A 26,076-nucleotide genomic window follows, 5' to 3' on the forward strand; every position below is an offset into this window, starting at 1 on the left:
ATAATTCACTCATATGTAGCTTTTTTATCATCCAAACGGTTATGTCTGCTACACCTCAGGTGATTAAGTACTCAATATTTTTCTATACCTGAACTAAATAAAGCCGTACATAGGTTTTTATTATTGCAACCGATTTCATTACTTTGTTTGTACATGACATTGACCCCGGAATGGAGAAGGAAATAACCATTTATGATATAGCCAGAGAGTTGTCGATTTCTCCCACGACAGTGAGCAGGGGACTGAACAACCATCCGGCCGTCAACAAGAACACCAAGCAGAAGATATTTGACGCGGCCGCTCAGATGGGCTACCGTTCCAACGCCTTTGCCAGCAGGCTCCGAAAGCAACGCACCAATACGTTGGGCGTCATTGTGCCGCGCTTGGACAGCAACTTCCAGTCACTGGTGATGGCAGGTATGGAGAAGGTGGCCAACGAGGCAGGCTACAACCTGATCATCAGCCAATCGCTGGAGACGGCTCAGAAAGAGATTGCCAATGCCAGGACCATGTTCGAGAATAGGGTGGACGGGCTGTTGGTGTCTTTGGCCTACGACACCGAGAACATCGACCATTTCGAGCCTTTCTTCAGCAAGGGCATCCCGCTGCTGTTCTATGACCGGGTTCCGGAGAACAAGCAGTGCACCAGCATTGTAATCAACAACATACAGGCCGCGCACACGGCCACCACCCACCTGGTGGAGCAGGGCTGCCAACGCATTGTCCACATCAGCGGCAACCTCCGGATAAATGTGTACAAGGACCGACTCAAAGGGTATAAATATGCTTTGATGGACCACAACATCGCTTTCAGGGAAAACTATGTCATAGAGACCAACCTGAGCGAGCAGGCAGGCGTGGAGGCGGCCAACAAAATACTGCAGATGGACCCGCTGCCGGACGGCATCTTCGTGGCCAACGACACCTGCGCCGTGAGCTGCATCAAAACCCTAAAGCAGGCGGGCATCTCCATACCTGGCGACATAGCCGTAGTCGGTTTCAACAACGACCCCATCACCCGAATCATAGAACCCAACCTGACCTCGGTAGACTACCCTGGAGGCGAAATGGGCGAAGTGGCCGTCAGGAGCCTCATCAATTACCTCGATGGCGTGTCTGATGTAAGCATCACCAACACCATCACCCTCCGCTCTGAGCTGGTGGTGCGCGAGTCTTCGCTGAAGAAGAAACTTACTGCCCCACCGGCCAAGAGCGGCAAAGCGGCTGGCATGGTATAGCCGAAGGCACCCACACCGGCTCATCTGAAAACAAGGTATAGCGCATGAAACAGAGACCTTTACTCCTTTTGCTTCTTATAGTGTTGCTGGGCTGCACAGGCACCCAGCAGGTATGGGCCGAAGATGGCTACAGGCTGTGGCAACGGTATGACCTGGTGCAGGACGCCTCCAAACTGGCCGCCTACAGACAAACTGTCGGGGAACTGGTGCTGGAAGGCGACTCCCCCACCCTCTCCGTCGCACAGAAGGAATTGCAGACCGGCCTGGCCGGCTTGCTGGGGCAGCCGGTAGCCGTGGCGCAACAGCCTACCCAGCAACGTGCGCTCGTGGCGGGCACACCATCTAGTTCAACCTTCATCAAAAACCTAGGTATAGCAGACCGCTTGAAGCCCCTTGGTGACGAAGGCTATCTTTTGCTCACCACCAAACAAAACGGCCGCTCCTATACCTTAATTGCAGCCAACACCGACATCGGCGTGCTCTATGGCAGCTTCCACTTTCTGAGGCTCCTGCAGACGCAGCAGGACATCAGCAGCCTCTCCCTGAGCAGCGCCCCGAAAACCAGGAACCGCGTTCTCAACCACTGGGACAACCTGGACCGCACCGTGGAACGCGGGTATGCCGGCTTCTCGCTCTGGGACTGGCACCGCCTCCCCGACTACATCGACCAGCGCTACATCGACTATGCCCGTGCCAATGCCTCCATCGGCATCAACGGCACTGTGCTCACCAACGTGAACGCGAACGCATTGGTACTCACCCCAGCCTACATCCAGAAAGTGGCCGCGCTGGCCGATGCTTTCCGACCGTACGGACTCAAGGTATACCTGACCGCCCGCTTCAGCGCCCCCATTGAGATTGGCGGATTAAAGACAGCCGACCCGCTGGAGCCGCAGGTACAGGCCTGGTGGAAAGCAAAATCAGACGAAATCTACAAAGCCATACCTGACTTTGGGGGTTTTCTGGTGAAGGCAAACTCCGAGGGGCAGCCAGGTCCACAGAACTACGGCCGCAACCACGCCGAGGGCGCCAATATGCTGGCCGATGTGGTGGCCCCGCACGGGGGCATTGTGATGTGGCGCGCCTTCGTGTACGACGACAAAGAACCCGACGACCGCGCCAAGCAGGCGTACAACGAATTCAAGCCGCTGGACGGCACTTTCCGCGACAACGTGCTGGTGCAGGTGAAGAACGGCGCCATTGATTTTCAGCCACGCGAGCCTTTCCACCCGCTCTTCGGTGCCATGCCGAAGACCCCGCTCATGATGGAGTTCCAGATTACGCAGGAGTATCTAGGCCAAGGCACCAGTCTAGCTTACCTCTCCCCGATGTACAAAGAGACGCTAGACTCCGACACCCATGCCAAAGGCAAGGGTTCTACGGTAGCCAAAGTGGTCGATGGCACGCTGCACAAGCACCAGCTGACAGGTATAGCCGGCGTCGCCAACATCGGCACTGACCGCAACTGGACCGGCCATCAGTTCGGGCAGGCCAACTGGTATAACTTCGGCCGTCTGGCTTGGAACCATGACCTCTCCTCCGAAGCGATTGCAGAAGAGTGGATTCGGATGACGTTCACGAACAAACAGGAGTTTGTGGCTCCGGTCAAGCAGATGATGCTGGCCTCGCATGAGACGGTGGTGAACTACATGACGCCGCTCGGCCTGCATCACATCATGGCCTGGGACCACCACTACGGCCCCGGCCCCTGGATAAAAGACAAGCACCGCGCCGACTGGACCTCGGTGTACTACCACAAAGCTGATGAGAAAGGCATCGGGTTTGACCGCACCAAGACGGGCAGCAACGCCGTGGCGCAGTACTTCCCTCCTGTTGCCAAACAGTTCAGCAGCCTGAAGCAGGTGCCGGAGAAATACCTGCTGTGGTTCCACCACGTGGGCTGGGACTACAAAGTGAAATCCGGCAGAACGCTGTGGGATGAACTGTGCTACCGATACAGCGATGGCGTGAAAGGCGTGCAGCAGATGCAGCAGACTTGGGATAAGATGCAGGGCCAGGTGGACGAAGAGCGGTTCCAGCATGTCAAGACCTTCCTGGCTATGCAGGAGAAAGAGGCCAGATGGTGGCGCGACGCCTGTCTGCTCTACTTCCAGACTTTCTCCAAACGCCCGATTCCGCAAGATTTAGAAAAACCAGCCCATACCTTGGAGCACTACATGCGACTGGACCCCAAGTTCGTACCGGGCATTTAAAATCACATTAGATACAACCATGAACCCAGATTCAAACACAACTGCCAAAACAGCCATCGTCACCGGGGGAGCATCCGGTTTGGGCTATGCCATCGCGCAGAAGTTTGTGCAGCAGAACATACGCACCATCATCATCGGCCGGAACGAGGAGAAGCTACAGGCGGCTAAGGAAGCTTTCGGAGAACTGTGCTCCTATATTGTGTTCGACCTGACGAATCTTCCACAAATACCGGAACTGGTCACGGATATCGTGGAGAAGTATGGAAGAATTGATATATTGGTCAACAATGCGGGCATCAACATGAAGAAGCCGTTTGAAGAGGTGACCGATGAGGAGTTCCAGCGCATCCTGTTGACCAACGTGACCTCGGTCTTCGCCCTGAGCCGCGAGGTGGTGAAGACCATGCTTCCGCACGGCAGCGGCGCCATCGTGAACATCAGCTCCATGGCGGCGCAGTACGGCATACCTAAAGTGATTGCCTATACCGCTTCCAAAACCGCTATTGAAGGTATGACCAGAGCCATGGCCGTGGACCTGTCGCCGCAGGGTATACGCGTCAACTGCGTGGCTCCCGGCTTCATCGCCACCGACATGTCGGCCAAGGCGCTCAACAACGACCCGGAGCGAAAGAACAGAGTGCTCTCCCGGACCCCGATGGGCAAACTGGGCGTGCCTGCCGATGTTGCGGAAGCAGTCTATTTCTACGCCACGGACGGCGCCAAATACGTGACGGGCACCGTGCTGCCCGTAGATGGCGGCAACTCCATCGGTTTTTAACACCAGCCTCACTGCTAGCTGACATGTACAGACCAAGAACGATGAAAACACCCAAAGCACTTCTCGCCTCCTCGCTCCTGCTTGCCTCGCTGGCGGTTTCGTCCTGCACCGACTCCCAGCAGCAGACTACGGAGACAGTCGCTTCCGAGCCGGCTGCTACTGCTTCCACCACAGCCCTGAAAGACGTTTTTCAGCAGGACTTCCACATTGGGGCGGCGCTGAACTACCCGCAGGCGGGTGGCAAAGACGAAAAGGCCACAGCGCTTATCACCCAGCATTTCAACACCATCACGCCAGAGAACCTGCTCAAGTGGGGGCCCGTGCACCCGGAGCCAGACAAGTATAACTTTGGTCCTGCCGATGACTTTGTGGCACTGGGGCAAAAGCATGACATGTTTGTAGTAGGCCATACCTTGGTGTGGCACAACCAGACGCCGGATTGGGTGTTTGAAGATGGCAAGGGCAAACCCGCCAGCAAGGAAGTATTGCTGCAGCGCATGGAAGACCACATCCGCGCGGTGGCCGGCCGGTACAAGGGCAAAATCCAGGGTTGGGACGTGGTGAACGAGGCACTGAACGATGACGGCACGCTGCGCCAGTCCAAGTGGCTCACCATCACCGGGGAGGAATACCTGGAGCGGGCGTTTCGCTTGGCTAATGAAGTGGACCCGGAGGCGGAGCTGTACTACAACGACTACAATATGTGGAAACCCGCCAAGCGCGACGGAGCCATACGCCTGGTGCGTAACCTGCAGGAAAAAGGCATAAAAGTAGACGGCATCGGCATGCAGGGCCACTGGGGGCTGGAGAATCCGAGCATTCAGCAGATAGAGGAAAGTATCGTCGCCTTCTCCCAACTGGGCAAGGTGATGATTACGGAGCTCGATATCGATGTGCTGCCCAACCCAAGCAACCGCAACGGCGCCGACATTGACGCGACCTTCGAGTTTGACCAGAAATACAACGTGTACACCGAAGGCCTGCCAGACTCGGTGCAGCAGAAACTGGCGCAGCGTTACGCCGATATCTTTGCGCTTTTCCAGAAGCACAGCGACAAAATCAGCCGGGTGACTTTCTGGGGAGTGACGGATGCCAATTCCTGGCTGAATGACTGGCCCATCAAAGGGCGCACCAGCCATCCGCTGTTGTTCGACCGAAATTACCAGCCCAAGCCTGCGCTGGAGGCCGTTCTGAATTCTAAAACCAAAACTTCATCTACCCAATAGTATTTATGCTCTTATTAGGTATAGACGTAGGAACGTCATCCATCAAAGTATCTGTTGTCGATGCCCAAACGCAGGAGTGCCTCGCCTCGGCGCAGTACCCGGATGAGGAGTCGGACATCATCTCTCCCAAGGCGGGCTGGGCAGAGCAGTCGCCGGAGATGTGGTGGGAGCATGCCAAGGCCGCCATCCTGAAAGCCAATGCCATGGGCAGGTATAACCCGAGGGACATTGGCGCCATAGGTATAGCCTACCAGATGCACGGGCTGGTGGTGGTGGACCAGGAGCAGCAGGTGCTGCGCAACTCCATCATCTGGTGCGACAGCCGTGCCGTGGAGATTGGCAACAAAGCCTTTAAAACCATCGGCGAGGAACGCAGCCTTTCCCGGTTGCTGAACTCACCGGGAAACTTCACAGCCTCCAAGCTGGCCTGGGTGAAAGCCAATGAGCCGGAACTCTACTACAACATCGACAAAATCATGCTGCCCGGTGATTACGTGGCCATGAAACTGACGGGCAGCATCACCACCAGCGTATCGGCGCTTTCGGAGGGCGTGTTCTGGGATTTCCAGGACGACCAGCTCTCCAGTGATGTGCTTAACTACTTCAGGTTCGACAAAAACCTGATACCGGAAATCAACCCTGTATTCTCGGAGCATGGTATTGTGAGTAAGGCCGTAGCTGACGAATTGGGTTTGAAAGCAGGTATACCGGTAACGTACAAATCAGGCGACCAGCCCAACAACGCGCTGTCACTGAACGTGCTACAGCCGGGCGAGGTGGCCGCCACCGCCGGTACATCCGGCGTGATTTACGGCGTGAGCGACAAGCTCATTTACGACCCGCAGTCGCGCGTGAACACCTTTGCCCACGTGAACTATGCAGGTGACGAAAAACGGCTGGGCGTGTTGTTGTGCATCAACGGCACGGGCAGTCTTAACCGCTGGATCAAAACCATAGCCGGCACAGGTATAAGCTATGGTGAGATGAACCAACTGGCATCCGCTATACCTGTCGGTAGTAACGGACTGCGGGTGATTCCTTTCGGAAACGGGGCGGAGCGCATGCTCAACAACAAAATCGTAGGCTCCCATTTCCATCACATCGACCTGAATCTGCACACCAAGGCCCATATGTTCCGGGGCGTGCAGGAAGGCATCGCCTTCGCTTTCCGCTACGGCCTGGACATCATGCGCGAGAGCGGCATGAACCCGAGTATCATCCGAGCTGGCAAGGCGAATCTGTTCCTCAGCGACTCCTTCACCGAGGCCTTTGTGAACGCTACCCATGTGCCGGTGGAGTTGTACCAGAACGACGGCAGCGTGGGCGCTGCGCTGGGAGCCGGCATCGGGGTAAAAGCCTTCCAGTCAGAAGCGGAAGCCTTTACCAACAGCAAGCGCCTGCAGGTAGTGGAGCCGAAGGCCATCGACCGGTACGAGCCGGTATACCAGGAATGGAAAGCCCTGCTGGAAAAACATCTGAACGAAAATTAATCATACCATAGAACAAGCTAAATTTTACAAACTCATGGCAAATACGACACTGACACAAACCCAGTATTTCAAAGGTATAGATAAGATTAAATTCGAAGGACTGGAGTCTGATAATCCATTGGCCTACCGCTGGTACGACGAGAACCGCATGGTGGCGGGCAAGACCCTGAAAGACCACCTGCGCTTTGCGGTGGCTTACTGGCATTCCTTCAACGCCGATGGCTCTGACCCGTTTGGTGGCCCTACCCTGAACTTCCCCTGGAACAAAAAGTCGGACCCTGTGGAGAACGCGAAAGACAAGATGGATGCCGCGTTTGAGTTTATCACCAAACTGGGTATGCCCTACTACTGCTTCCACGACGTGGACCTAGTGGCTTATGGCAACGACATCCGCGAGAATGAGCGCCGACTGCAGGCCATTGTGGAGTATGCGCAGCAGAAACAGCAAGAGACAGGTATAAAACTGCTGTGGGGCACGGCCAACGTGTTCTCGCACAGCCGTTACATGAATGGTGCCTCCACCAACCCGGACTTCCACGTGCTGACGCATGCCGCTGCCCAGGTGAAGGCCGCGCTGGATGCCACCATTGCCCTGAACGGTGAGAACTACGTGTTCTGGGGTGGCCGCGAAGGCTATATGACCCTACTGAACACTGACATGAAGCGCGAACAGGAGCACTTCGCTAAGTTCCTGCATACGGCCAAGGATTATGCCCGCAGCCAGGGTTTCAAAGGCACCTTCTTCATCGAGCCCAAGCCGATGGAGCCGACCAAGCACCAGTACGACTATGACGCGGCCACGGTGATTGGCTTCTTGCGCCAGTACGACCTGCTGGATGATTTCAAAATAAACATTGAGGTGAACCACGCCACGCTGGCCGGCCATACCTTCCAACACGAGCTGCAGGTAGCCGCTGACGCGGGTTTGCTGGGCTCCATCGATGCCAACCGCGGCGACTACCAGAACGGCTGGGATACGGACCAGTTCCCGAACAACATCAACGAGCTGACGGAGGCCATGCTGGTGTTCTTGGAAGCCGGTGGCGTGCAGGGCGGCGGCATCAACTTCGACGCGAAAATCAGAAGAAACTCCACGGACCCGGCAGACCTGTTCTACGCTCACATCGGTGGCGCTGATACCTTCGCCAGAGCCCTTATCACGGCAGACAACATCCTGCAGAACTCTGATTTCAGAAAGATTCGTCAGGAGCGCTACGCTTCGTTTGACAGCGGCAAAGGCAAGGAGTACGAAGAAGGCAAGCTGACGCTGGAGGACCTACGTGCCTATGCCATCCAGTACGGGGAGCCGGCTGTGAGAAGCGGCCGTCAGGAGTACCTGGAGAACCTGATTAACCGCTTCATCTAAGAGGCGGCAGACCTATAACCTAACCCTTTTTCCACTTCACCATGATACAGAACGAAAAAGAAACGGCGCAGCAGAACCTCCCCTACATCGCCGGGATTACGTTGATTGCCACGCTGGGTGGGTTACTCTTCGGGTACGACACAGCCGTGATTTCAGGCGCTGAGAAATCGGTGCAAAACTACCTGATAAGCAGCCAGGGCCTGAGCACCTGGGTACACGGTGCCACCATCTCCAGCGCCCTGATTGGGTGTATCATCGGTGGGGCTATATCTGGGGTGTTCGCCTCAGGTATAGGACGGAAGAAAACCCTGATTCTGGCGGCGTTTCTCTTCTTTCTGTCTGCCTTGGGCTCCGGGTACCCGGAGTTCTTGTTCTTTGAGGAAAGCGAGCCGACTATGGGCCTGCTCTACATGTTCAACTTCTACCGCATCATCGGAGGTATAGGGGTCGGCCTGGCGTCGGCGGTTTGCCCGGTATACATTGGGGAGATAGCGCCGGCCAACATGCGCGGGCGGTTGGTTTCCCTGAACCAGTTCGCCATCATCTTCGGCATGCTGGTAGTATACTTTGTGAACTGGGGCATCGCCAGCGGACAGTCAGTGGAATGGATTGATACCGTAGGCTGGAGAATGATGTTCCTCTCGGAGGCGATTCCGGCTGGTTTGTTTGGCGTCCTGCTGTTCTTCGTTCCGGAGACGCCGCGCTACCTGAGTATGGTGAACCGCGATGAGGAGGCGATGAAAATCCTAACGAAGGTGAACGGTGCTGCCCAGGCCCGGGAAATTTTCGCGGACATCAAGAACACGGTGGAGCACCACTCCGGCAAGCTGCTTTCGTATGGCAAGACCGTGATTGTGATTGGTATTTTACTGTCGGTTTTCCAGCAGTTTGTGGGCATCAATGTGGCGCTTTACTATGCCCCGCGCATTTTTGAAAGCATGGGAGCCGGCAAGGATGCCTCCATGCTGCAGACTGTGGTGATGGGCGTCATCAATGTTATCTTCACTGTGGTGGCCATCCTGACGGTGGACCGGTGGGGCAGAAAGCCGCTGCTGATGGTGGGCTCGGTAGGTATGGCCATCGGTATGTTCGCCATCTCCGGTTTAGCCTATTATGAGGTAATCGGCATCAGTACGCTGGTGTTTATCATTCTCTATACCGCCTCGTTCATGATGTCGTGGGGGCCTATCTGCTGGGTGCTGATTTCCGAGATTTTCCCGAACAAAATCAGGGGCAAGGCGGTGGCCGTGGCCGTGGCAGCGCAGTGGGCAGCTAACTACTTCATCTCCTCCACTTACCCATCCATGATGGAGTACAGCGGCGCTTTCACGTATGGCTTCTATGGCGTGATGAGTGTGCTGTCGCTGCTGTTTGTCTGGAAGATGGTGCCCGAGACCAAAGGCAAGACCCTGGAAGAGATGGAGAAGCTGTGGGGCACGAAAGCTGGGACTGTAACAGAGAGGCCAGCCACTGCCACCAGGGCGAAGGTATAGCAAGTGCAGCCGTTATACCTTCGGATAGGTATAGCAGTTGTAGAATACTAGAATTTTCAGGGCCGGCAGGTATAGCAGAAGAAAAGTTTCTGCTATACCTGCCGGCCTCTTTTTGCTTTTGGTTTAGAATAAAAAAGGAGCCATTAGTGTGGCTCCTTTTAGCAAATTCTCTCTACGTGCTTAGGCACGATTCCTATACCTTACCGGGTCGTATACTTCGACTTTATCAGGTCCAGCATCTTCTTGGATTGGTCTTTGTCCTCGGTCGTCAGGAAGAGCCTCCAAAGGCCTTCTACCATCAGCATCAGTATCTCTGACTCCAACTCCGGCTCCTCGTAGCCCAGCTTCTTAAAGGCTTCCACCAGCTTCTGCATCACCGATTGGGTATAGCGTTTGTGATGCTTCTGCGCGATTTCCTCGTCCACCAGTCGGAACTGCATGCGCCAGAAATTGCGCTCATCCTCTACCAGCCTGAGCGGCATGTCCAGCACGTTCGCAATCAGCATGGCCGGGTCGCTCACCGTCACCAGCCCTTTGCTCTTGTCCGTGATACGCCTGTAGCCTGCCTTCACCACCTCCTCCAACAAGTTTGTCTTGTTCACATAGTGCTTAAAGATAAGCCCTTCTGACACACCGGCCTCTTTTGCGATAAGGCTGGTAGGAGTGGCCTCGTATCCTCTGTCTGCGAACAGGTCCAAGGCCGTATCCAATATGGTTTCTTTCTTCGTTTTAGACATTTTCAATCAAGCGCTTCAGTTGCCTTCCACTCCATCGCCAGCGAGGGTATTCCTTACTGTCCATGGGGTTCAGAGGCGGTTCACAAAGATAATCGGTAGTTGGGCAATGCGGAAACCTTTTGATACAATAAGGTTTCCGTTCATGGTATAATCACTTCATCCCACCAAGATGTGCACATCATGCTTCAGCGGATGTGGGAGATATCCGGTGCCTAGTCAGATTGTCCATTTCAGCTTCAAAACCAGGTATACCCGCTCTTGAAGCGACTCCTCAGGTATACCAGCACACGCATTACCCGCACAGGTGAGAAAGGACATCGCTTAGTTGACGAATCACCTAATTTACAAACTTTTCGCTATGTTCTCAGCCGGGCCAACACATGGACCGAAAACTTAACAATTATTTTACCTCACTTAGAAATCGGGAATGCCAAGGTTCGAGTCATGCGTCTGATTCAGCTGCCCGTTACCGAACCAAGACTTCTTTTTTAGCTGAAATCTTTTTATGCGGGACCTCTATAATGTCAAATACATTTCGTATACTTGTTGTATGCGCAATCGATTGCACAATATCGTAATTTTTTAACATGGCACACAATATATTGAAAATCCATCCTGCCGATAACGTACTGGTGGCGTTGACGGATTTGAGAGTGGGCGACACAGTGGAGTTCAACGGAACACAGATACCTGTCGCCACGGATGTACCCGCAAAGCACAAGTTTGCTGAGCAACCCCTTTCCCCTGGCGAAGAGATTATCATGTATGGCTCCCTGGTTGGAAAAGCCGTGGACACTATACCTGCCGGCGGTATACTGATGACCGGCAACGTGAAGCACGAGGTATCTGAGTATACCGGAAAAACCAAAACCATCGGCTGGAATGCCCCTGATGTGTCGAAATGGGTTGACAAGACGTTTATGGGCTTCCACCGTGCAGATGGGCAGGTAGGCACCGGTAATTACTGGCTGGTAATTCCGTTGGTATTCTGCGAAAACCGAAATGTGGAAACCATCAAGCAAGCTTTTGTCGAAACGCTCGGCTTCGGGCGCCAGGACCAGTACAACTCCCAGGACCTCTATAAATCTTACGTGCAGCAAATGGTGGGCCTATACCAGGCCGGCAAAACAGAGGAGATTGCGCAGCTGCCCCTGGAAACACAGACCACTAACACCCGCCACCGTATTTTTGAGAACATAGACGGCATCAAGTTCCTGACACACGAAGGCGGTTGCGGCGGCATTCGCCAGGACTCCGACATGCTGTGCGCTCTGCTGGCCGGCTACATCCACCACCCGAACGTGGCGGGCGCTACCGTGCTGAGCCTGGGATGCCAGAATGCACAGGTGTCTATACTTGAAAAAAGCATCAAGGCGCTTAATCCGAATTTCTCTAAACCGCTCATCGTACTGGAGCAGCAGAAAGAAGGCACGGAACAGCACCTGCTCTCGCAGGCCATTCGCAAAACGTTCCTGGGCCTGGTGGAGGCAAATAAACAGACACGCCAGCCGGCACCGCTCAGCAAACTGGTCATCGGACTGGAGTGCGGTGGCTCCGACGGTTTTTCAGGTATATCGGCCAACCCGGCCATCGGCCATGTGTCCGATTTGGTGGTGGCATTGGGCGGCAAGTCCATGCTGTCGGAATTCCCGGAACTATGTGGTGTGGAGCAGGAGCTCATCAACCGTTGCGTGGATGAAAAGTCAGCTGACCGTTTTGTGGAGCTGATGCGTGCCTATGAAAGTGCGGCCGTTGCTTCAGGCTCCGGATTCGATATGAACCCCAGCCCGGGCAACATCAAAGACGGCCTGATTACGGATGCCATCAAGTCGGCGGGTGCGGCCAAGAAAGGCGGCACTTCCCCTGTAGTAGACGTTCTTGACTACGGCGAGTATGGTACGAAGCCAGGTTTGAACCTGCTCTGTACACCGGGTAACGATGTGGAGAGTACAACCGCCCTTGTTGGTTCAGGCTGTAACATCGTGCTTTTCACGACCGGTCTAGGCACCCCGACCGGCAACCCGATTGCTCCGGTATTGAAACTGTCTTCCAATACGAAACTGGCGCAGCGCATGCCCGACATCATTGACGTGGACACCGGTCCGGTCATTGCCGGGGAGAAAACCATTGAAGAGATGGGAGAAGATATTCTGGACTACATCATAGAAGTGGCCAGCGGCAATGTCATCACAAAAGCCCAGCAACTGGGGCAGGATGACTTCATCCCTTGGAAACGGGGCGTATCGCTCTAAATAAATAGGGCTGTTGGAAACGGCGGCCTCTGATAACAAAGTTGCGTTTGTTTTTTGGTTTGAAAAAGGCTGGGCACTACGGTGTACCCAGCCTTTTTCTTTGATGATGAAGACAGCAACTATGGCACAGCTGCACGCAACTTCTGAAATCGGACTGATTTAATCGCCCCCTTGAACCAAGACCTTTGGTCCATACGCGTGCCGATGGATGTTTTAGCGGCGGCACTTATGGGCAGGTACGCTATCTCACCCGACACCTCCTCTACCCCATTCACAAAGCCTTTCAACTGCCCGTCCTGGTAAGTCAGCTTGATGGTGGCCCATTCGTTTACGGGATGGGTCTTGGTGGAGTCAATCAGGGTGAGGGAGGCATGTTCGGTGCGTATGAAGAAATCGGCATACCATTGCTCCCGGTCGTTCAGGCGAAGCTCTATCAAAATTCTGCGCTCAGGGTTGTCTGGCTCCTGAATGTGCAGGAAGCGCTGTTCCACATTGTTGGGGAAAGCAGCATAAGGCTTGAAAGTCACTTCTATCTCAAACGCCTCTGCCCCGGCGATGGGGTTCACGTCCAGCAGCAGCCCGTCGTTGAGCCCATCGAATTCAATGGCTTTCTCGCGCCTGGCGATTTTTATGACTTTCGGTTCGCCTGACACAAGGGGTTTGTGTCCGCTTATTTTTTTGAGTGAGTTCAGATGCCATACCTGTGCCGGAACCTGTGCCTGCACCACATCAGGTGCTGCTCCCATGAGCCCAAGCAGTAAAAAGAGCAAAGCTACCAGGCGTGTCATCTAGTTGCTCTTCGTTTCTTTCTTCACGATTCTGTCGGCCAGTTCCAGCTTCAGCGCCTTTACTTCGGCCAGTACCAGTTGCGCCACTTTGCGAGCTCCCAATTCGTTGAAGTGGGTGTTGTCGTCTTTTCCTTCCGGGTAGTTGGGGTGCTCCCCTGGCGCCAGTTGCAGGAACAGATGCTTCGAGCCTTCCACGCCAAACTGCTGCAACAGCTCCTGGCTTTTCCTGTCGAGGTCAATCAAAGGCGTTTTCTGTTGCTTGGCCACTTCCCGTACCAACGCAGAGTATACCTCATGCGTGCCCACGATGGTACCGGTCTCATCAAACTGCCTCCTGGCGGCAGGTGTGATAAGAACAGGTATGGCTTTCTTCTTTCTGGTTTCCTTAATGAAGCGGGTGAGGTTAGCAGTATACTGGTCTTTCGGAGTATAGCTTTTTTTCGTCTCCACCTCATCGTTGTGGCCGAACTGGATGAACACATAATCGCCGGCCTGCAGATTATCGGCCACCGGTTGCCACAGCCCCTCCTCGATGAAAGTCCGGGTGCTGCGGCCGTTCTTTGCACGGTTATCCACGGTCACGCTCGAGTCAAAGAAATGCACGAAAGGCATGCCCCAGCCCGTCTCCGGGTAGGCTTTCGTCTCTTTTATGGAGATGGTGGAGTCCCCTATCAGGTATACCTTGATTGGCTCCTTCTGCTGAACAGGGAGAAAAGAGAAGAAAAATGCGGTAGTTAAAAGAAGGAATATTTTCATACAAGACTTATTATGTGATGACACTAACCTATCTAGAACAGGTATAGCAAATGAACATGGAGGCCTTTGCTAAAGCGGTTCCCTGGTATAGCTCGCTGTATCAGAATCAATTTTCAGGTAACACTACTTTTTCTCCGTTGATGGTGACGTTCTCGAAGTGGATGTTCTTCACGTTAGAGAATTTGTAAGGTTTCTCCACCCCATTTATCTCCACATCCACAAGGCGCAGATTTTCTACTGGCGACTGTTCATACCCTTCCAGCAGCACGCCTACTTTGCCACCGTTGCGCACCTTCATGTTCCTCACTTCGACGTTTCGTACTGTTGGCATAAACGAGCCGGAGTCTTCGTAGAACATGTTCACGCGAATCACCTGCTGCGCTATCTGCCCCACCTCGATGTTGCGCAGGTAGATGTTTTCCACGATGCCGCCCCGCATGGAGCTCGTCTTGATGCGAAGCGCCCTGTCCAGGAGCGGACTGTTCATCCTGCAGTTCTCCGCAAACACATTGCGCACGCCTCCTGATATCTCGCTTCCAATCACCACGCCTCCATGTCCGTTCTCCATCGTGCAATTCTGGATGATGATGTTCTCGCTTGGCACATTGATGCGGCGCCCATCGGCGTTTCTGCCAGACTTGATGGCGATGCAGTCATCGCCGGTATTGAAGTGGCAGTCCTTAATCAGGACGTTTCGGCTCGACTCCGGGTCACAGCCATCCGAATTCGGTCCTTGGCTTTCGACAGTGACTCCCTGGATGGTCACGTTGTTGCAAAGCACCGGGTTCAGTATCCACATCGGTGAGTTGATGATAGTCACTCCCTCTATCAGCACATTCTCGCAACGGTAGGGCTGCACGAACTGCGGCCGCAGGTAGGAGCCTTCCCCGAACTTTCGTTCGCTTACCGGCACGCCGTCCTCCGCCATCTGAAACAGCGCCGCTCGCTTGTCTGCATCCTGCTGGCTGGGTGTTCCTTCTTTCCAGCCATATTTCTTCTGCCCTTTCCAGGGCCACCAGTTGGTTTCGTTGGCCTGTCCGTCCAGGGTACCCTCTCCGGTTATGGCAATGTTCTTTTCCTCGAAGGCATAAATTAGCGGCGAGTAGCCCATCAGTTCTACGCCCTCCCAGCGGGTGTGCACCAAAGGTAGGTAATCCGCAGGGTCAGTCGAGAAGAGTATGGTGGCGTTTTTTACCACATGCAGGTTCACGTTGCTCTTCAGATGGATAGGCCCTGTCAGGTACTTTCCCTCCGGTACCACGACGCGTCCTCCTCCGGCCTCGTTGCAGGCTGCAATGGCCTTCCGGAAGGCTTCGGTGCAATCAACGGTCCCGTCCCCAACGGCTCCATATGCAGTGACCAGGAAATCTCTATCTGGAAACGATGGTGGGTTTATCTGGCGCAATATCTCCTCTACCTTAGCCCAAGCATCGGGCTCTACACTTGCCTGTTTCTGATTCTCCTGAACAGGCGTGGCGCACGAATACAGGAGCAGCATGAAAATGGTTGCCAAAGCCAATACGTGAAACCTTTCCATAGTAAGTGTTTTACAGTTGATGTGCTGATGTACACGCAAGAGAGTTGCCTCCCATCATACCTGCTCTTTTTCGGTCAGCATGGGTACGGCTCGTTTGCAGAGTTGCACGGCCAGTCCCCAAGGGTCACGCAGCATGACCAGGTGTGAGCCATCCTCCAGGTGCTGCTCCGTCACCAGCGTCGCACCGGCTTTCACCAGACGGTCTTTATCGGCGGTCGGGTCTTCAGAGACAAAGGCCAAATGCACGAGCAACGGGTTCATTTCCCGGTAGAGTGGCACTTCATCGGCCGGGTTCAGGTATACCTCCACCATAACCCGGCCGCTGTCATCGGCGAGAAAAGTGGTATAGGGCGGCTGCTCCATCTGCCGCACCACCCGCATGCCCAGGTGCTCGGCATACCAGGCTGCCATGGCTATCGGGTTCTCTACATTCAGCGCGAAGTGCTCTAGTTTCATAGTCTGCTCAGGTTTCTTCGATTGATTTATTTCAGCCACTTCTCCAGCCAGGCAAAGGCATCTTCCTGCATCGCGATGGTCATGGAGTGGGGCACGTCATAGTAGTTGCAGGAGAATTTCTCAGGGGATTTCATCTTAGCATAAACCGCGGTCAATTTCTTTTCTGCCGCCTGCATTCCTGCCGGGTTGAACAGTTTATCCTGCCGGCAGTTCATGACCAGGAGCGGCCGTGGCGCGTTGAGCGAGGCGACATCGGGCAAATCCAGGTATTGGTACTGCTGTGGCACATACATCATCCAGGTATGGCGCACGTGTTCCTTGAGCATGTGCGCATAAGTAGTGGAGAATGCGGCGATGATGCCCGCTTTAATGCGAGAGTCTAGTCCGAACAAATAGGTGCTCCGCAAGCCGCCCAGCGAGAGGCCTATGCAGCCAATCCGCTCAGGGTCTACCTCAGGTCTTGACAGTAGGAAATCCACCGCCACCCTGTCGCCTTGGGCCAGCATACCCAGCCAGGTGGTGCCGGAGGTGAGTATCGTCTTGTTCATGGCCACCTCCTGCGCGCCCGCAAACTTGTTGTATACCTGGATGTTCTCGCTTTCGCTTTCCGTTACCTTGTCGTAGTAAGCTTTTGCGTTTTTCTCGCTCACCTGCTCCGGGTCCAGTTTCTGCGAACCGAAGTACATGGCATCCGGAGAGAGCACAATGAAGCCTCTTTTGGCCAACTCATCGGCATAGTGCCTGCCCTCGTACAGGTTGTCGATGTAGGCTTTCAGTACCTGCGGTTGGTTGTCGGTGAGGGTGTGTTTTTCCTTCCCATAGAAGTAAAACCCGCCGTGGTCGTGCAGGGCAATGACCGCCGGCGCAGGCTGGGTGAGGTTATCAGGTATAAGCAGAAAGGCCTCCGTCTTTTGCAGGGCATTCACGTTGTAGCGCACCAAGTACTGCGTATAGCCCTCTCGTTTGGTAGTACTTAGTACCTCCGTCTGGAGCGGAGCCGGCTCTGGGTCGAAAGCCAATAACTCATGTAGCTTCGTTTTGGCTACTCTGCGCCACTTTTCGGTGTTCCTGTGGGTACTGTTCAGGTAGGACAGGCTGCTGTTGTGCTTGCTGGCATACGCGTCCAGCACCGGGTAGAAGTTTCCTACATCGGAGGACTGTCCCTGTGCGGAAGCAGCGCTTCCCCACCAAAGAAGGGCCACAGCCAAAACGGCTATACATATACCTGAATGCTTCATTACTTTCTGGCTGCTCCGTTTACCTGCAGGTTTTGCATACCTTGGAAGACCAGCTGTGCCACCGCTCTGGCGCCTTCCGGCTGGAAGTGCGTGTTGTCTTTCTGCCCTTCCGGATAAGCGGTATACTTGCCCGCAGGCAGGTTCATGAAATAATTGTTGGTCACATATTCCTCTCCCTTTGCCGTGAAGCCATCGATGGAAAGCTGGGTCAGGTCGATGAGCAGCACGTTAAGTTCTCTCGCCACGTCTTTTACCGCCTGCGGATACTCGCCGTGCACGTTGCTCAGCTTGCCGTCCTTCCAGGGGTAATTGCGGTTGACTGGCGTCAGCAGGATAGGTATAGCTCCTTTTTCGCGTGTCTGCTTCACGTACAGCCGCAGGTACTCTTTGTAGGCTGTCACGTTGGTATAGCGCTCGGGTTTGTTCTCGGCCGCGTCGTTGTGCCCGAACTGTATCATGACCAAGTCATTCTTCTGGAGTGACTTGTATACCTCCGCCCAGCGGCCCTCTTCAAAAAAGGTGCGTGTGCTGCGCCCTCCCCTGGCTTTGTCTGCCACCACCACGCTGTCTGCTTTGATGAGGTGTTTGATTTTGGCCAGGCTATCCGGGCGCATGAAGGGCTGGAACACCTGACCCCATCCGGCAATGGGATAGCGGGTGGTCATATAGTCTTTGTCATCGTAGTCGCCTGTGTAGTCGGCCACGGTGGAGTCGCCGATAAGATATACTGTGACAGGCTTCTTTTTAAAGGGCGCGAAAGCAACCAATGTAATGCTAAGGATGAGAAGCGTCAAGCCAGTAAGTATTCTGTTCATGCTTTTCAATGTTGAGGTATAGAGATTCGATAAAAGATGAAAAAGCATGACCTAACAAGGCCATGCTTAGTGGATTCAAATGAAAGATTTTTACTCTAAGTTAAGAGCTGTGCTGTTGAGGTCCTTCCCCTTCGATACTTGCTTAGAGGCATCTTTGAAGTCTTTCTTCTCGAGCCTCACGTTCTGTGTCTTTGGTCCCAGTACCCTTACAACCGGCTCTTTGCTGTCGTTGTAAGTGAAACCGGTGATGTCGATGTTCTTGCTGTTGTAGATGGTCAGCGCAGGTCCCTGCTCCGTCACTACTTTCACGTTCTTCAGCACAATGCCGTCCGAGTCCACGGCGGTGATGCCTTTCTTCGCCTTCAGAACAGCGTTCTCGATGTTCACGTTCTGCAGGTTCATCTCCGGCAAACCCTGCAAGGCCAATGCCTGGTCGGCTCCTGCCACATTTATGTTCTTCATGTAGATGTTGCGGAAAGACGGCGTTTCTTCTGTTACCGGCATCAAGCGCTCGTCGCGTTTTTCTGTTTCAGCCTTTTGGGTAGCTTCCAGCACAGGTGAGTTACCGCCGTAAAACAGGTTAAAGCTGATGGCTTGGGTTGGGATGTTAATCATGTCGATGTCTGAGATGTAGATGTTCTCTACCACACCGCCACGTCCACGCGTGCTCTTGAAGCGCAGGCCGATATCGGTGCCAATGAAGGTACAGTTAGAAACATGCACATTCTTCACGCCGCTCGACATCTCACTGCCCACCACAAAACCGCCGTGGCCGTGGTATACCACGTTGTTCTTCACAATCACGTTTTCGGTAGGTATACCCCGGTCGCGGCCGTCCTTGTCTTTACCGGACTTAATGCAGATGGCATCATCGCCCACGTCGAAGGTGTTGTTATAGATGACGGCATTTTTGCAGGACTCCAGGTCCAGCCCATCGCCGTTCTGTGAGTACCAGGGGTTACGCACGGTCAGGTTGCGGATGGTCACATCCTCGCACATGAGCGGGTGCAGGTTCCAGGCCGGTGAATTCTGGAAAGTAGGGCCGTCCAGCATTACCTTTTTGCAGTTAATCAGGCTGAGCAGCACAGGACGCATGAAGTCCTTTATCGGTTCGAATTGTTCTTTCTCAGTCAGGTGAACTGGCACGTTGAAGTTACCTGTTATGGCACCGCGTTTTGAGCTTTCAGTAGGATACCAGACTTTACCGTCTTCGCGCAGTACGCCGCCTGATTTCACTAGGTTCTTCCATTGCCCTTCCGTCATTTTGTCCTTCTTCACTGGGCGCCAGGCATCACCGTTTCCGTCAATTACGCCTTTGCCGGTAATGGCCACGTTTTCCAGGTTGACACCTGAAATAGGCGACTGGCAACGGAAGGTGTTCAGGCCTTCGAAGCTCGTTTGCACCAGTGGGTAGTCATCCAAGTCTTTGCTGAACAATACAAGCGCTCCGTCCTCTACATGCAGGTTGATGTTGCTTTTCAGAACGATTGGCCCAGTCAGCCACATACCACGCGGCACCACCACTTTACCGCCACCCTTGGCGGCTACATCGGCAATGGCTTTTTCAAAAGCAGCGGTGTTTTTCGTCAGCCCGTCGCCCACCGCTCCAAAGTCGGTGATGCTCACGCTGTAGTTGCCAAAGGTAGGCTCCACTACGCGTGGCATGTAAAACTCAATGCCTTCGTAAATGGTGGCCGTCGCGTCTGCTGAGGAGGCTACGGCAGTAGTGGCGGCAGGTGTAGGTATAGCGGTTGTCGTAGTTGCTGCCGGCTGCTGCTGACATCCAAACTGAAAGGCTCCGGCTATACCTGCCAGCAGCAGGAAACGGTGTCTAAAGAACTTCTTCGTAATCATATCTTCGTCTTAAATCTTTATTCTATTGCTGAGAGTTTTGTCGTATTCGGGCTGATTCGGAACCAGTCCACATCGGCGAAGCCGGCATCGTTGGTCTTGTCGGGGCGTGTAGCGAATAACCCTACTTTCGCTCCTATCCAGCGGCCCGGCACGGCAGTAAAGGTACTGCCCACCGGTTTGAAGTTGGTGCCATCCTCGCTGTAGCTGAACTGGCATTTGGCGTCCTTGCCTACCTTCACCTGGAAGTATACCTCGTTGCCATTCAGCTTGCCCAGCACCTCTTCCTTTTCAGGAGTGCCTTTGTCAGCACGTGCTACGGTGTTGTAAGTCAGGTATAGCCCGCCTGGTTTGCTGATGAGCGAAACGTAGGCATAATCCTCCCCCATCACCACCAGGCCAGCCCGCTCATTCTGGAGCTTCGGGTTAGGTGTGAATTTGAGTTTGGTGGTAGCCGTAAAGGTTTCAGCCGGGAACTTCTGCAACAGCAGGTTCGGTACATCCCAAAGGTTCTTGTAATCTTGCGGTAGCTGCTCAGTAAAGAGGCGGAGCTGCCCTTTCGTGCCCGTCGCAAAGGCCCAAGTGGATTTTGGGTTCGCATGCCACTGCCACTGCAGCCCTAATCCGTTGCCGTCAAACTCATCTGATTCTTTCGGCGTCGCGACAGGGTATGTTTTCCCTACGTTTGGCTTTTGGTAGGTCAGCACCGGTTGGCCTTTGCCGTCACCGTCTTTGGCCTCGCCAATCACGGGCCAGTCATTCACCCACTTCATGGGGTTGAGGTGCACTACACGGCCATAAGCTTCAATATCCTGGAAGTGGATGAACCAGTCCTCCCCGGTCGTCGTCTCCACCCAGGCGCCCTGATGCGGACCATTGACAGGCGTGTTCCCCTGGTCCATCACGATTTTCTCTTCGTATGGACCATACACGTTTTTAGAGCGAAGTACCAGCTGCCAGCCCGTGGCCACGCCTCCTGCCGGCGCGAAAATGTAGTAGTAGCCGTTGCGCTTGTGGAACTTGGGCCCTTCCACGGTTGGGTGGTTGTCGTGGCCGTCGAATACCATCACGCCCTCATCCAGCACCTTGGTACCATCGGGGCTCATCTTGTTGAGAGTGAGTATGCTTTTTATACCTGCGCGGCTCCCGGCCCAGCCATGCACTAGGTAGGCATTGCCGTCTTCATCCCAGAACGGACAGGAATCAATCAATCCTTTGCCTTCCTTCACCAGCACCGGCTGCTCCCAGGGACCTGCCGGGTTCTTGGTTTTCACCATGTAGATACCGAAGTCCGGGTCACCCCAGTAGATGTAGAACTCGCCGTTGTGGTGGCGGATGGAGGGTGCCCATACCCCGTTGCCGTGCTGCGGTTTGGCGAAGTGGTCGTAAGGCTGGTTGCGGTCCAGGGCATAGCCAATCAAGGTCCAGTTCACCAGGTCCTTGGAATGCAGTATCTGCAGACCAGGTATGGCGTTGAAGCTGGAGGAGGTCATGTAGTAATCCTCGCCCACCTGCACCACGTCCGGGTCGGAGTAGTCCGCGAACAGGATGGGGTTTTTGTAAGTGCCATTGCCCTGGTCGGCCACCCATACCTCCGAAATGGTCGGGTTGGTTTGTTGCAAGGTCTCTGCTGTGCTGGCGGTATCCTTGCTTTGGTTCAGCCCCGAGCAGGCGGAAAGCAACAGCGAGAACGATACGGTGGCACAGGAAAGAAATAAGTGTCTTTGAATCATAGTACTATTTTTTTCTGCGGCGAAAAAATAAATATTGAACCAGGTATAGCTGCCGCTATTTGCTGGCTGTACCTGCTGTTTTACCGGGTATCCAATCTCCGAATATACTTTCCAGGGTATAGCGCTGGAGGTCTTCCTTGCTCAGTTGGTGCGACCATGAAACCCGCTTGCCAGCCTTGGCGGCACCCGGACCAGTGGAATTATACTCTGCGTAGTAAGTGGTCTTCTCCGCATCCGGCTTGTTCCAGTTGTGCCAGCCTTCGGGCTTTATCATGTTGCCCAGGTAGCTGTTGATGAACACCGTTTTGGCATAAGGTCTCCAGGGTCTTCCGAGGTAGTAGGAGTTTGCAGAGGCATCGCCGGTGATGCGGCAGTTCAGGAACACGAAGCCATAAGGCGTACCTTCCAACGTGGAGGCCGCCGTGATGTAGTTGCCGCCCTTTTTGCAATAAATCTCGCAGTTTTCGAACACGGCCGTCGACCAGCCGAAGATAAAGTCGGTGGTGCCTTCTATGTAGCAATTCTTGTAGTACTGGCGGCTCTTCTCGCCATAGGGGTAGAGCGTGTCCTGATTGCCTAGAAACCGGCAGTTGGTGAACATCACCCGGTCGGCGTCTATACGCACGGCCACCGCCTGCCCTACCGGCCCTGCGGAGTTCTCGAAGGTGATGCTCTCCGCTGAGAAATCATCACCGAAAACGAAAAAACTGCTGGAGCCTGTCGTGCCCATCTCCTCTCCGAAGCGGTTCTTCTTTGAGGCGAAGTCATCGTGGGTCAGGATAGTTTTCTGCACATCCTCCCCCACCAGACGGACCATGGTTTTGGAGGCAGGCAACACCAGCTTCTCTTTGTATACACCGTTCTTGATGAAGATGGTCGTGGTGTTCTTCCGGAAATCAGGCACTGCATTGATTGCCTCCTGCACGGTCTTGAAATCACCGCTCCCGTCTTTCGCCACCACAAAGTCATACGTCTTCTGTGCCTGCACCTGAACCTGGAAAAGACAGAACAGCAGTGTGAGCAGAGCGGTATACCTTGTGATTGTGTGCATGTGTATTAGGTTATTTAATGGATACTTTTGAGCCGTTCAGCTCCTCGAACTCAAGCGAGGCCATGATGAAGGGCGCCACCGCCTTCGGGTCATCATTTCGACGCTCTTCGTTGATGTAGTACTCATAGGTGCCATCCCGGTAAGGCGTACCGCCCAGGCCTGCCACCGCACATACATTGGTGATGCTGATAGTGCCATCGGGATTTTCCTGGATGAGATTATTTAGGATGCCCTCGTACCCTTTCTGAGCCGTTTGCATATACTTCTGGTCGATGTGGCCGTTTTTGGCGGCCTTCACCAGGAAGTAGGTGAACATGCTGGAGGCGGAGCCTTCGCGATAATTGCCAGCCTTGCCGCCCATATCCACCACCTGCCACCACAGGCCAGTGTCTTTGTCCTGGTACCGCACCAGAGCCTCTGCCATTTTCTGCGTTATCTGCAGCACTTCGGGTCTGCGTGGGTGGTCCTTTGGCATGAAGTCCAGCACATCGACCAACGCCATGGCGTACCAGCCCATGGCGCGTCCCCATACGTGCGGAGACTTGCCAGTTTCCGGGTCAGCCCACTTCTGCTCGCGGCTCTCATCCCAGCCGTGGTGCCAGAGGCCTTTCTCGCTGTTCCAGGTATACTTGTCTACCAATACAATCTGCTTGGCCACGTCATCGAACAGAGCGGGCTCGTTGAACTCCACGGCATACTGCGCTAGAAACGGCGAAGCCATGTACAGGCCATCGAGCCACATCTGGTGCGGATATATTTTCTTGTGCCAGAAGCCGCCCTCCGAGGTGCGCGGGTGCGTGCGCATCTGGTCGCGCAGTTCCTCTATGGCCAGTTTATACTTGTTGTCGCCGGTCTCCTTGTAGAGCTCCATCAGGAACTTGCCTGGGTTCACCCGGTCAATGTTGTAGTCCATTTTTTTGTAGGTCATGATAGTGCCGTCTTCACTTATCATGGTGTCCGCGAATGCTTGGATGTAGGTCAGGTACTTCTTATCGCCTGTCTTCTCCCATACCCGCTCGATGGCGCTGGCGAACAGCCCTTGGGTATAGTCCCACTTTGGCTTGTCTTTGAAGTCAATCATCCAGCCTTCCGGATTCCGTTTCATATCAGAATCGGCCATCCGCACGGACCAGGGCTTCTCTGCTGCAACCGTCTGTGTCTGCGCTGTGTTTTCGGTTGCCGTTTCCCCTGGGCTACAGGCAGCGGCGACGGCTAATAGTATAGGCAGGGTATATTTAGCGATGTTCATATGGGTTGTTTTGCTAGGTATTTCACTCGTTTATCTTCAAAGCTCAGAAGCAGACTCAGAGGGAAAGGAGTTCTCCCTTCCCCTCTGAGTCTGTCTAGTTGTATCCTTCGTTCTGCGTGAACTCGCCTGGGTTGGACACGGCATCCAGCTGTGCCTGTGGTATAGGACGAAGCACGTGGAACGGCTGTATGTTCGGTGCGGCATCCGGGTTGAAGGCGCGCACACGCTCAATCAACTTATCCGTCCGCTTCAGGTCAAACCAGCGCTGCTGCTCTCCGGCAAACTCCCGTGCCCGCTCATCCAGGATGAAGTCGATGTTGAGCTGGTCTGGTGTAACCTCCATCTCCGCCTGCTTGCCTGGCAGAGCGGCTCTTCGGCGCACCGCATTCATGTAAGTTACGGCTTCTCCAGCGTTGCCCTGCATCATTTCCGCTTCTGCGGCAATTAAGTACATTTCCGCAAGGCGAATCACAAAGGCATCGCGCTGGCCCTGCTGCTGGGAAATGGTCAGGCGGTTGGGCTCCAGGAACTTCTTCAGCGACATATACCTGTCCCGCACGACAGGCGCATCACCTGCACCCACATTGTAGGTTCTGCTTCTGTCGATGATGGTGTACTTCTTGGCATCCTTTCGGGCATTCGGCACCACATACTTAGTAGCCAGAATCGCCGTGTCGCCTGCCGCAAAAGTAACGTTCGTTTCGCTTCCATTGGAGAGGGTTTTCTTATAGGTACCTGGCTTATTGGCATACCATACCGTCTCAAAAGTCGCGTTAAAGCGTGCATCCTTTGTCTCATCAAACAGGTCGAGCAAATGGGCTGTAGGCATAAAGCGAGCGAATGGGCGACCATACCGCATGTCGCGCTGCATACCTGCTACCTGGTCATAGGTCATCAGGAAGAACAGGTGCGCGTTGTTGCCGCCATCACGAAGCAGTATGTCATCGCCGGTGCCGGCAGTCGGGCCGTCAAACTCTCTGTTCAGGATGAGGTCAGCTGTGAAGTTGACATGCCACACGATTTCCGAGTTTTTGACATTGCTGATGCTCCAGAGGTTAGCGTAGTTGGGCACCAGGCTGAAGCTGTAGTCGCTGATGACTTTTTTAGCCAGGCGCGCCGCTTCCGGGTAGTTTTTGCGGTACAGGTGCATACGGGCCATGAAGGCTTCAGCGGCCGGCTTGGTCACGCGCCCGTACTGATTGCTGCTTGGAGCCAGGTTTTCGGTCGCGAACTGTAAATCCTCGAAGATGAGCTTATAGAAGTCTTCCACTGACGTACAATTCGCCGTCGTGAGCAGGCCGATTGACTCGTCCGTCGTCAGGTGCACGCCACCCCAGGTCTCCACAATGTGCCACAGGTAGAACGCCCTCAGAAAGCGGGCTTCAGCCAGCCTAGTTGTCTTCAGTTCCTCAGACAGGGGAGACTCCGGTATTCTTTTCACTGCGGCGTTGCAGGCATTCAGAGCGGAGTAAAAGCGCGTCCAGTAAAAATTGATGGGTGCGTTGGCTCCTGACAGGTCTGAATTATACAGGGCCACCGGCGGGTTCTCCATGCCGTTGCCACGGGTGAAGATGTCTGTGCCCGTCTCGGTCAAGGCGATGCCGTTCTCTTTGCCATACCAGAAGCGCATAGGGGTATACAGGGAGTTCACCAGGCTTTCTATACCTTCCGCTGTCTTGTAGTAAGCATCAGAGGTTAGACCCGATTTGTTTTCTTCGTCCAGGAAAGTCTCGCAGGAAGCTGTACCTAACAGAAGAACAGGAATGAGTATGCTATAGAATATCTTTTTCATGATTGCAGATTTTTAAA

The 26,076-nt window shown here is 54.2% G+C and carries 20 protein-coding genes; 8 read left to right on the forward strand and 12 right to left on the reverse strand.

Features of this window, described 5'->3' with window-relative positions:
- Positions 1–170: 170 nt before the first annotated feature.
- Genes B051_RS0117265 through xylE form a run of 7 tightly spaced genes read left to right on the forward strand, consistent with a single transcriptional unit; the run spans position 171 to position 9,804 of the window.
- Entirely contained in the window at positions 171–1,238 is a 1,068-nt protein-coding gene (locus B051_RS0117265) for a LacI family DNA-binding transcriptional regulator (RefSeq protein ID WP_018479475.1), read from the forward strand.
- Between the two features lie 44 nt (positions 1,239–1,282).
- On the forward strand, positions 1,283–3,451 hold the full coding sequence (locus B051_RS0117270) for an alpha-glucuronidase family glycosyl hydrolase (RefSeq protein WP_018479476.1): 2,169 nt from the start codon (positions 1,283–1,285) through the stop codon (positions 3,449–3,451).
- Positions 3,452–3,470: 19 nt separating this feature from the next.
- Complete coding sequence (locus tag B051_RS0117275; RefSeq protein WP_018479477.1) at positions 3,471–4,229, forward strand: SDR family NAD(P)-dependent oxidoreductase; 759 nt, start codon at positions 3,471–3,473, stop codon at positions 4,227–4,229.
- A gap of 41 nt (positions 4,230–4,270) precedes the next feature.
- Positions 4,271–5,455 (forward strand): endo-1,4-beta-xylanase, encoded by a 1,185-nt coding sequence (locus B051_RS0117280; RefSeq protein ID WP_018479478.1) that lies wholly within the window; start codon positions 4,271–4,273, stop codon positions 5,453–5,455.
- A gap of 5 nt (positions 5,456–5,460) precedes the next feature.
- Entirely contained in the window at positions 5,461–6,945 is a 1,485-nt protein-coding gene (locus tag B051_RS0117285) for a xylulokinase (protein WP_018479479.1), read from the forward strand.
- 34 nt (positions 6,946–6,979) lie between these two features.
- A complete protein-coding gene (xylA, locus tag B051_RS0117290; protein ID WP_018479480.1) occupies positions 6,980–8,311 on the forward strand; it encodes a xylose isomerase in 1,332 nt (443 codons plus the stop codon).
- A gap of 41 nt (positions 8,312–8,352) precedes the next feature.
- On the forward strand, positions 8,353–9,804 hold the full coding sequence (gene xylE / locus B051_RS0117295) for a D-xylose transporter XylE (RefSeq protein WP_018479481.1): 1,452 nt from the start codon (positions 8,353–8,355) through the stop codon (positions 9,802–9,804).
- A gap of 200 nt (positions 9,805–10,004) precedes the next feature.
- Here xylE and B051_RS0117300 read toward each other — a convergent pair whose 3' ends face one another.
- Positions 10,005–10,541: a TetR/AcrR family transcriptional regulator gene (locus B051_RS0117300; protein ID WP_018479482.1), complete on the reverse strand. Its 537-nt coding sequence runs from the start codon at positions 10,539–10,541 to the stop codon at positions 10,005–10,007.
- A 587-nt stretch (positions 10,542–11,128) separates the two neighbouring features.
- Between B051_RS0117300 and B051_RS0117305 the strand changes: the two genes are divergently transcribed.
- Positions 11,129–12,793 (forward strand): UxaA family hydrolase, encoded by a 1,665-nt coding sequence (locus B051_RS0117305; protein WP_018479483.1) that lies wholly within the window; start codon positions 11,129–11,131, stop codon positions 12,791–12,793.
- A gap of 119 nt (positions 12,794–12,912) precedes the next feature.
- On the opposite strand, the gene B051_RS0117310 is transcribed toward B051_RS0117305, so the two are convergent.
- From B051_RS0117310 to B051_RS0117360, 11 genes are all read right to left on the reverse strand, one after another.
- Positions 12,913–13,581 carry a LamG-like jellyroll fold domain-containing protein gene (locus tag B051_RS0117310; RefSeq protein ID WP_018479484.1) on the reverse strand — a complete coding sequence of 223 codons (669 nt, stop codon included), beginning with the start codon at positions 13,579–13,581 and terminating at the stop codon, positions 12,913–12,915.
- The gene (locus B051_RS0117315) at positions 13,582–14,337 is read right to left on the reverse strand and encodes a rhamnogalacturonan acetylesterase (protein WP_018479485.1); all 756 of its coding nucleotides are present in this window, start codon (positions 14,335–14,337) and stop codon (positions 13,582–13,584) included. It abuts the gene before it with no gap.
- A gap of 106 nt (positions 14,338–14,443) precedes the next feature.
- Positions 14,444–15,874, reverse strand: a complete 1,431-nt coding sequence (locus tag B051_RS0117320; protein ID WP_018479486.1) for a glycoside hydrolase family 28 protein — start codon at positions 15,872–15,874, stop codon at positions 14,444–14,446.
- 54 nt (positions 15,875–15,928) lie between these two features.
- On the reverse strand, positions 15,929–16,330 hold the full coding sequence (locus B051_RS0117325; protein ID WP_018479487.1) for a VOC family protein: 402 nt from the start codon (positions 16,328–16,330) through the stop codon (positions 15,929–15,931).
- 26 nt (positions 16,331–16,356) lie between these two features.
- Complete coding sequence (locus tag B051_RS0117330; RefSeq protein ID WP_018479488.1) at positions 16,357–17,568, reverse strand: dienelactone hydrolase family protein; 1,212 nt, start codon at positions 17,566–17,568, stop codon at positions 16,357–16,359.
- Positions 17,568–18,383, reverse strand: a complete 816-nt coding sequence (locus B051_RS0117335; protein WP_018479489.1) for a rhamnogalacturonan acetylesterase — start codon at positions 18,381–18,383, stop codon at positions 17,568–17,570. Before B051_RS0117335 ends, B051_RS0117330 begins: the two co-directional genes overlap by 1 nt.
- A gap of 90 nt (positions 18,384–18,473) precedes the next feature.
- Positions 18,474–20,237: a glycoside hydrolase family 28 protein gene (locus B051_RS0117340; RefSeq protein ID WP_018479490.1), complete on the reverse strand. Its 1,764-nt coding sequence runs from the start codon at positions 20,235–20,237 to the stop codon at positions 18,474–18,476.
- 17 nt (positions 20,238–20,254) lie between these two features.
- Positions 20,255–21,967, reverse strand: a complete 1,713-nt coding sequence (locus tag B051_RS0117345; RefSeq protein ID WP_071594915.1) for a glycoside hydrolase family 43 protein — start codon at positions 21,965–21,967, stop codon at positions 20,255–20,257.
- Positions 21,968–22,022: 55 nt separating this feature from the next.
- Positions 22,023–23,018 (reverse strand): pectinesterase family protein, encoded by a 996-nt coding sequence (locus B051_RS0117350; protein WP_018479492.1) that lies wholly within the window; start codon positions 23,016–23,018, stop codon positions 22,023–22,025.
- Positions 23,019–23,028: 10 nt separating this feature from the next.
- Positions 23,029–24,267, reverse strand: coding sequence for a glycoside hydrolase family 88/105 protein (locus B051_RS0117355; RefSeq protein ID WP_018479493.1), 1,239 nt, complete (start codon positions 24,265–24,267; stop codon positions 23,029–23,031).
- Between the two features lie 94 nt (positions 24,268–24,361).
- A complete protein-coding gene (locus B051_RS0117360; protein ID WP_018479494.1) occupies positions 24,362–26,059 on the reverse strand; it encodes a RagB/SusD family nutrient uptake outer membrane protein in 1,698 nt (565 codons plus the stop codon).
- Positions 26,060–26,076: the final 17 nt, after the last annotated feature.

Source organism: Pontibacter roseus DSM 17521 (assembly GCF_000373265.1).
Taxonomy (GTDB): Bacteria; Bacteroidota; Bacteroidia; order Cytophagales; family Hymenobacteraceae; genus Pontibacter; species Pontibacter roseus.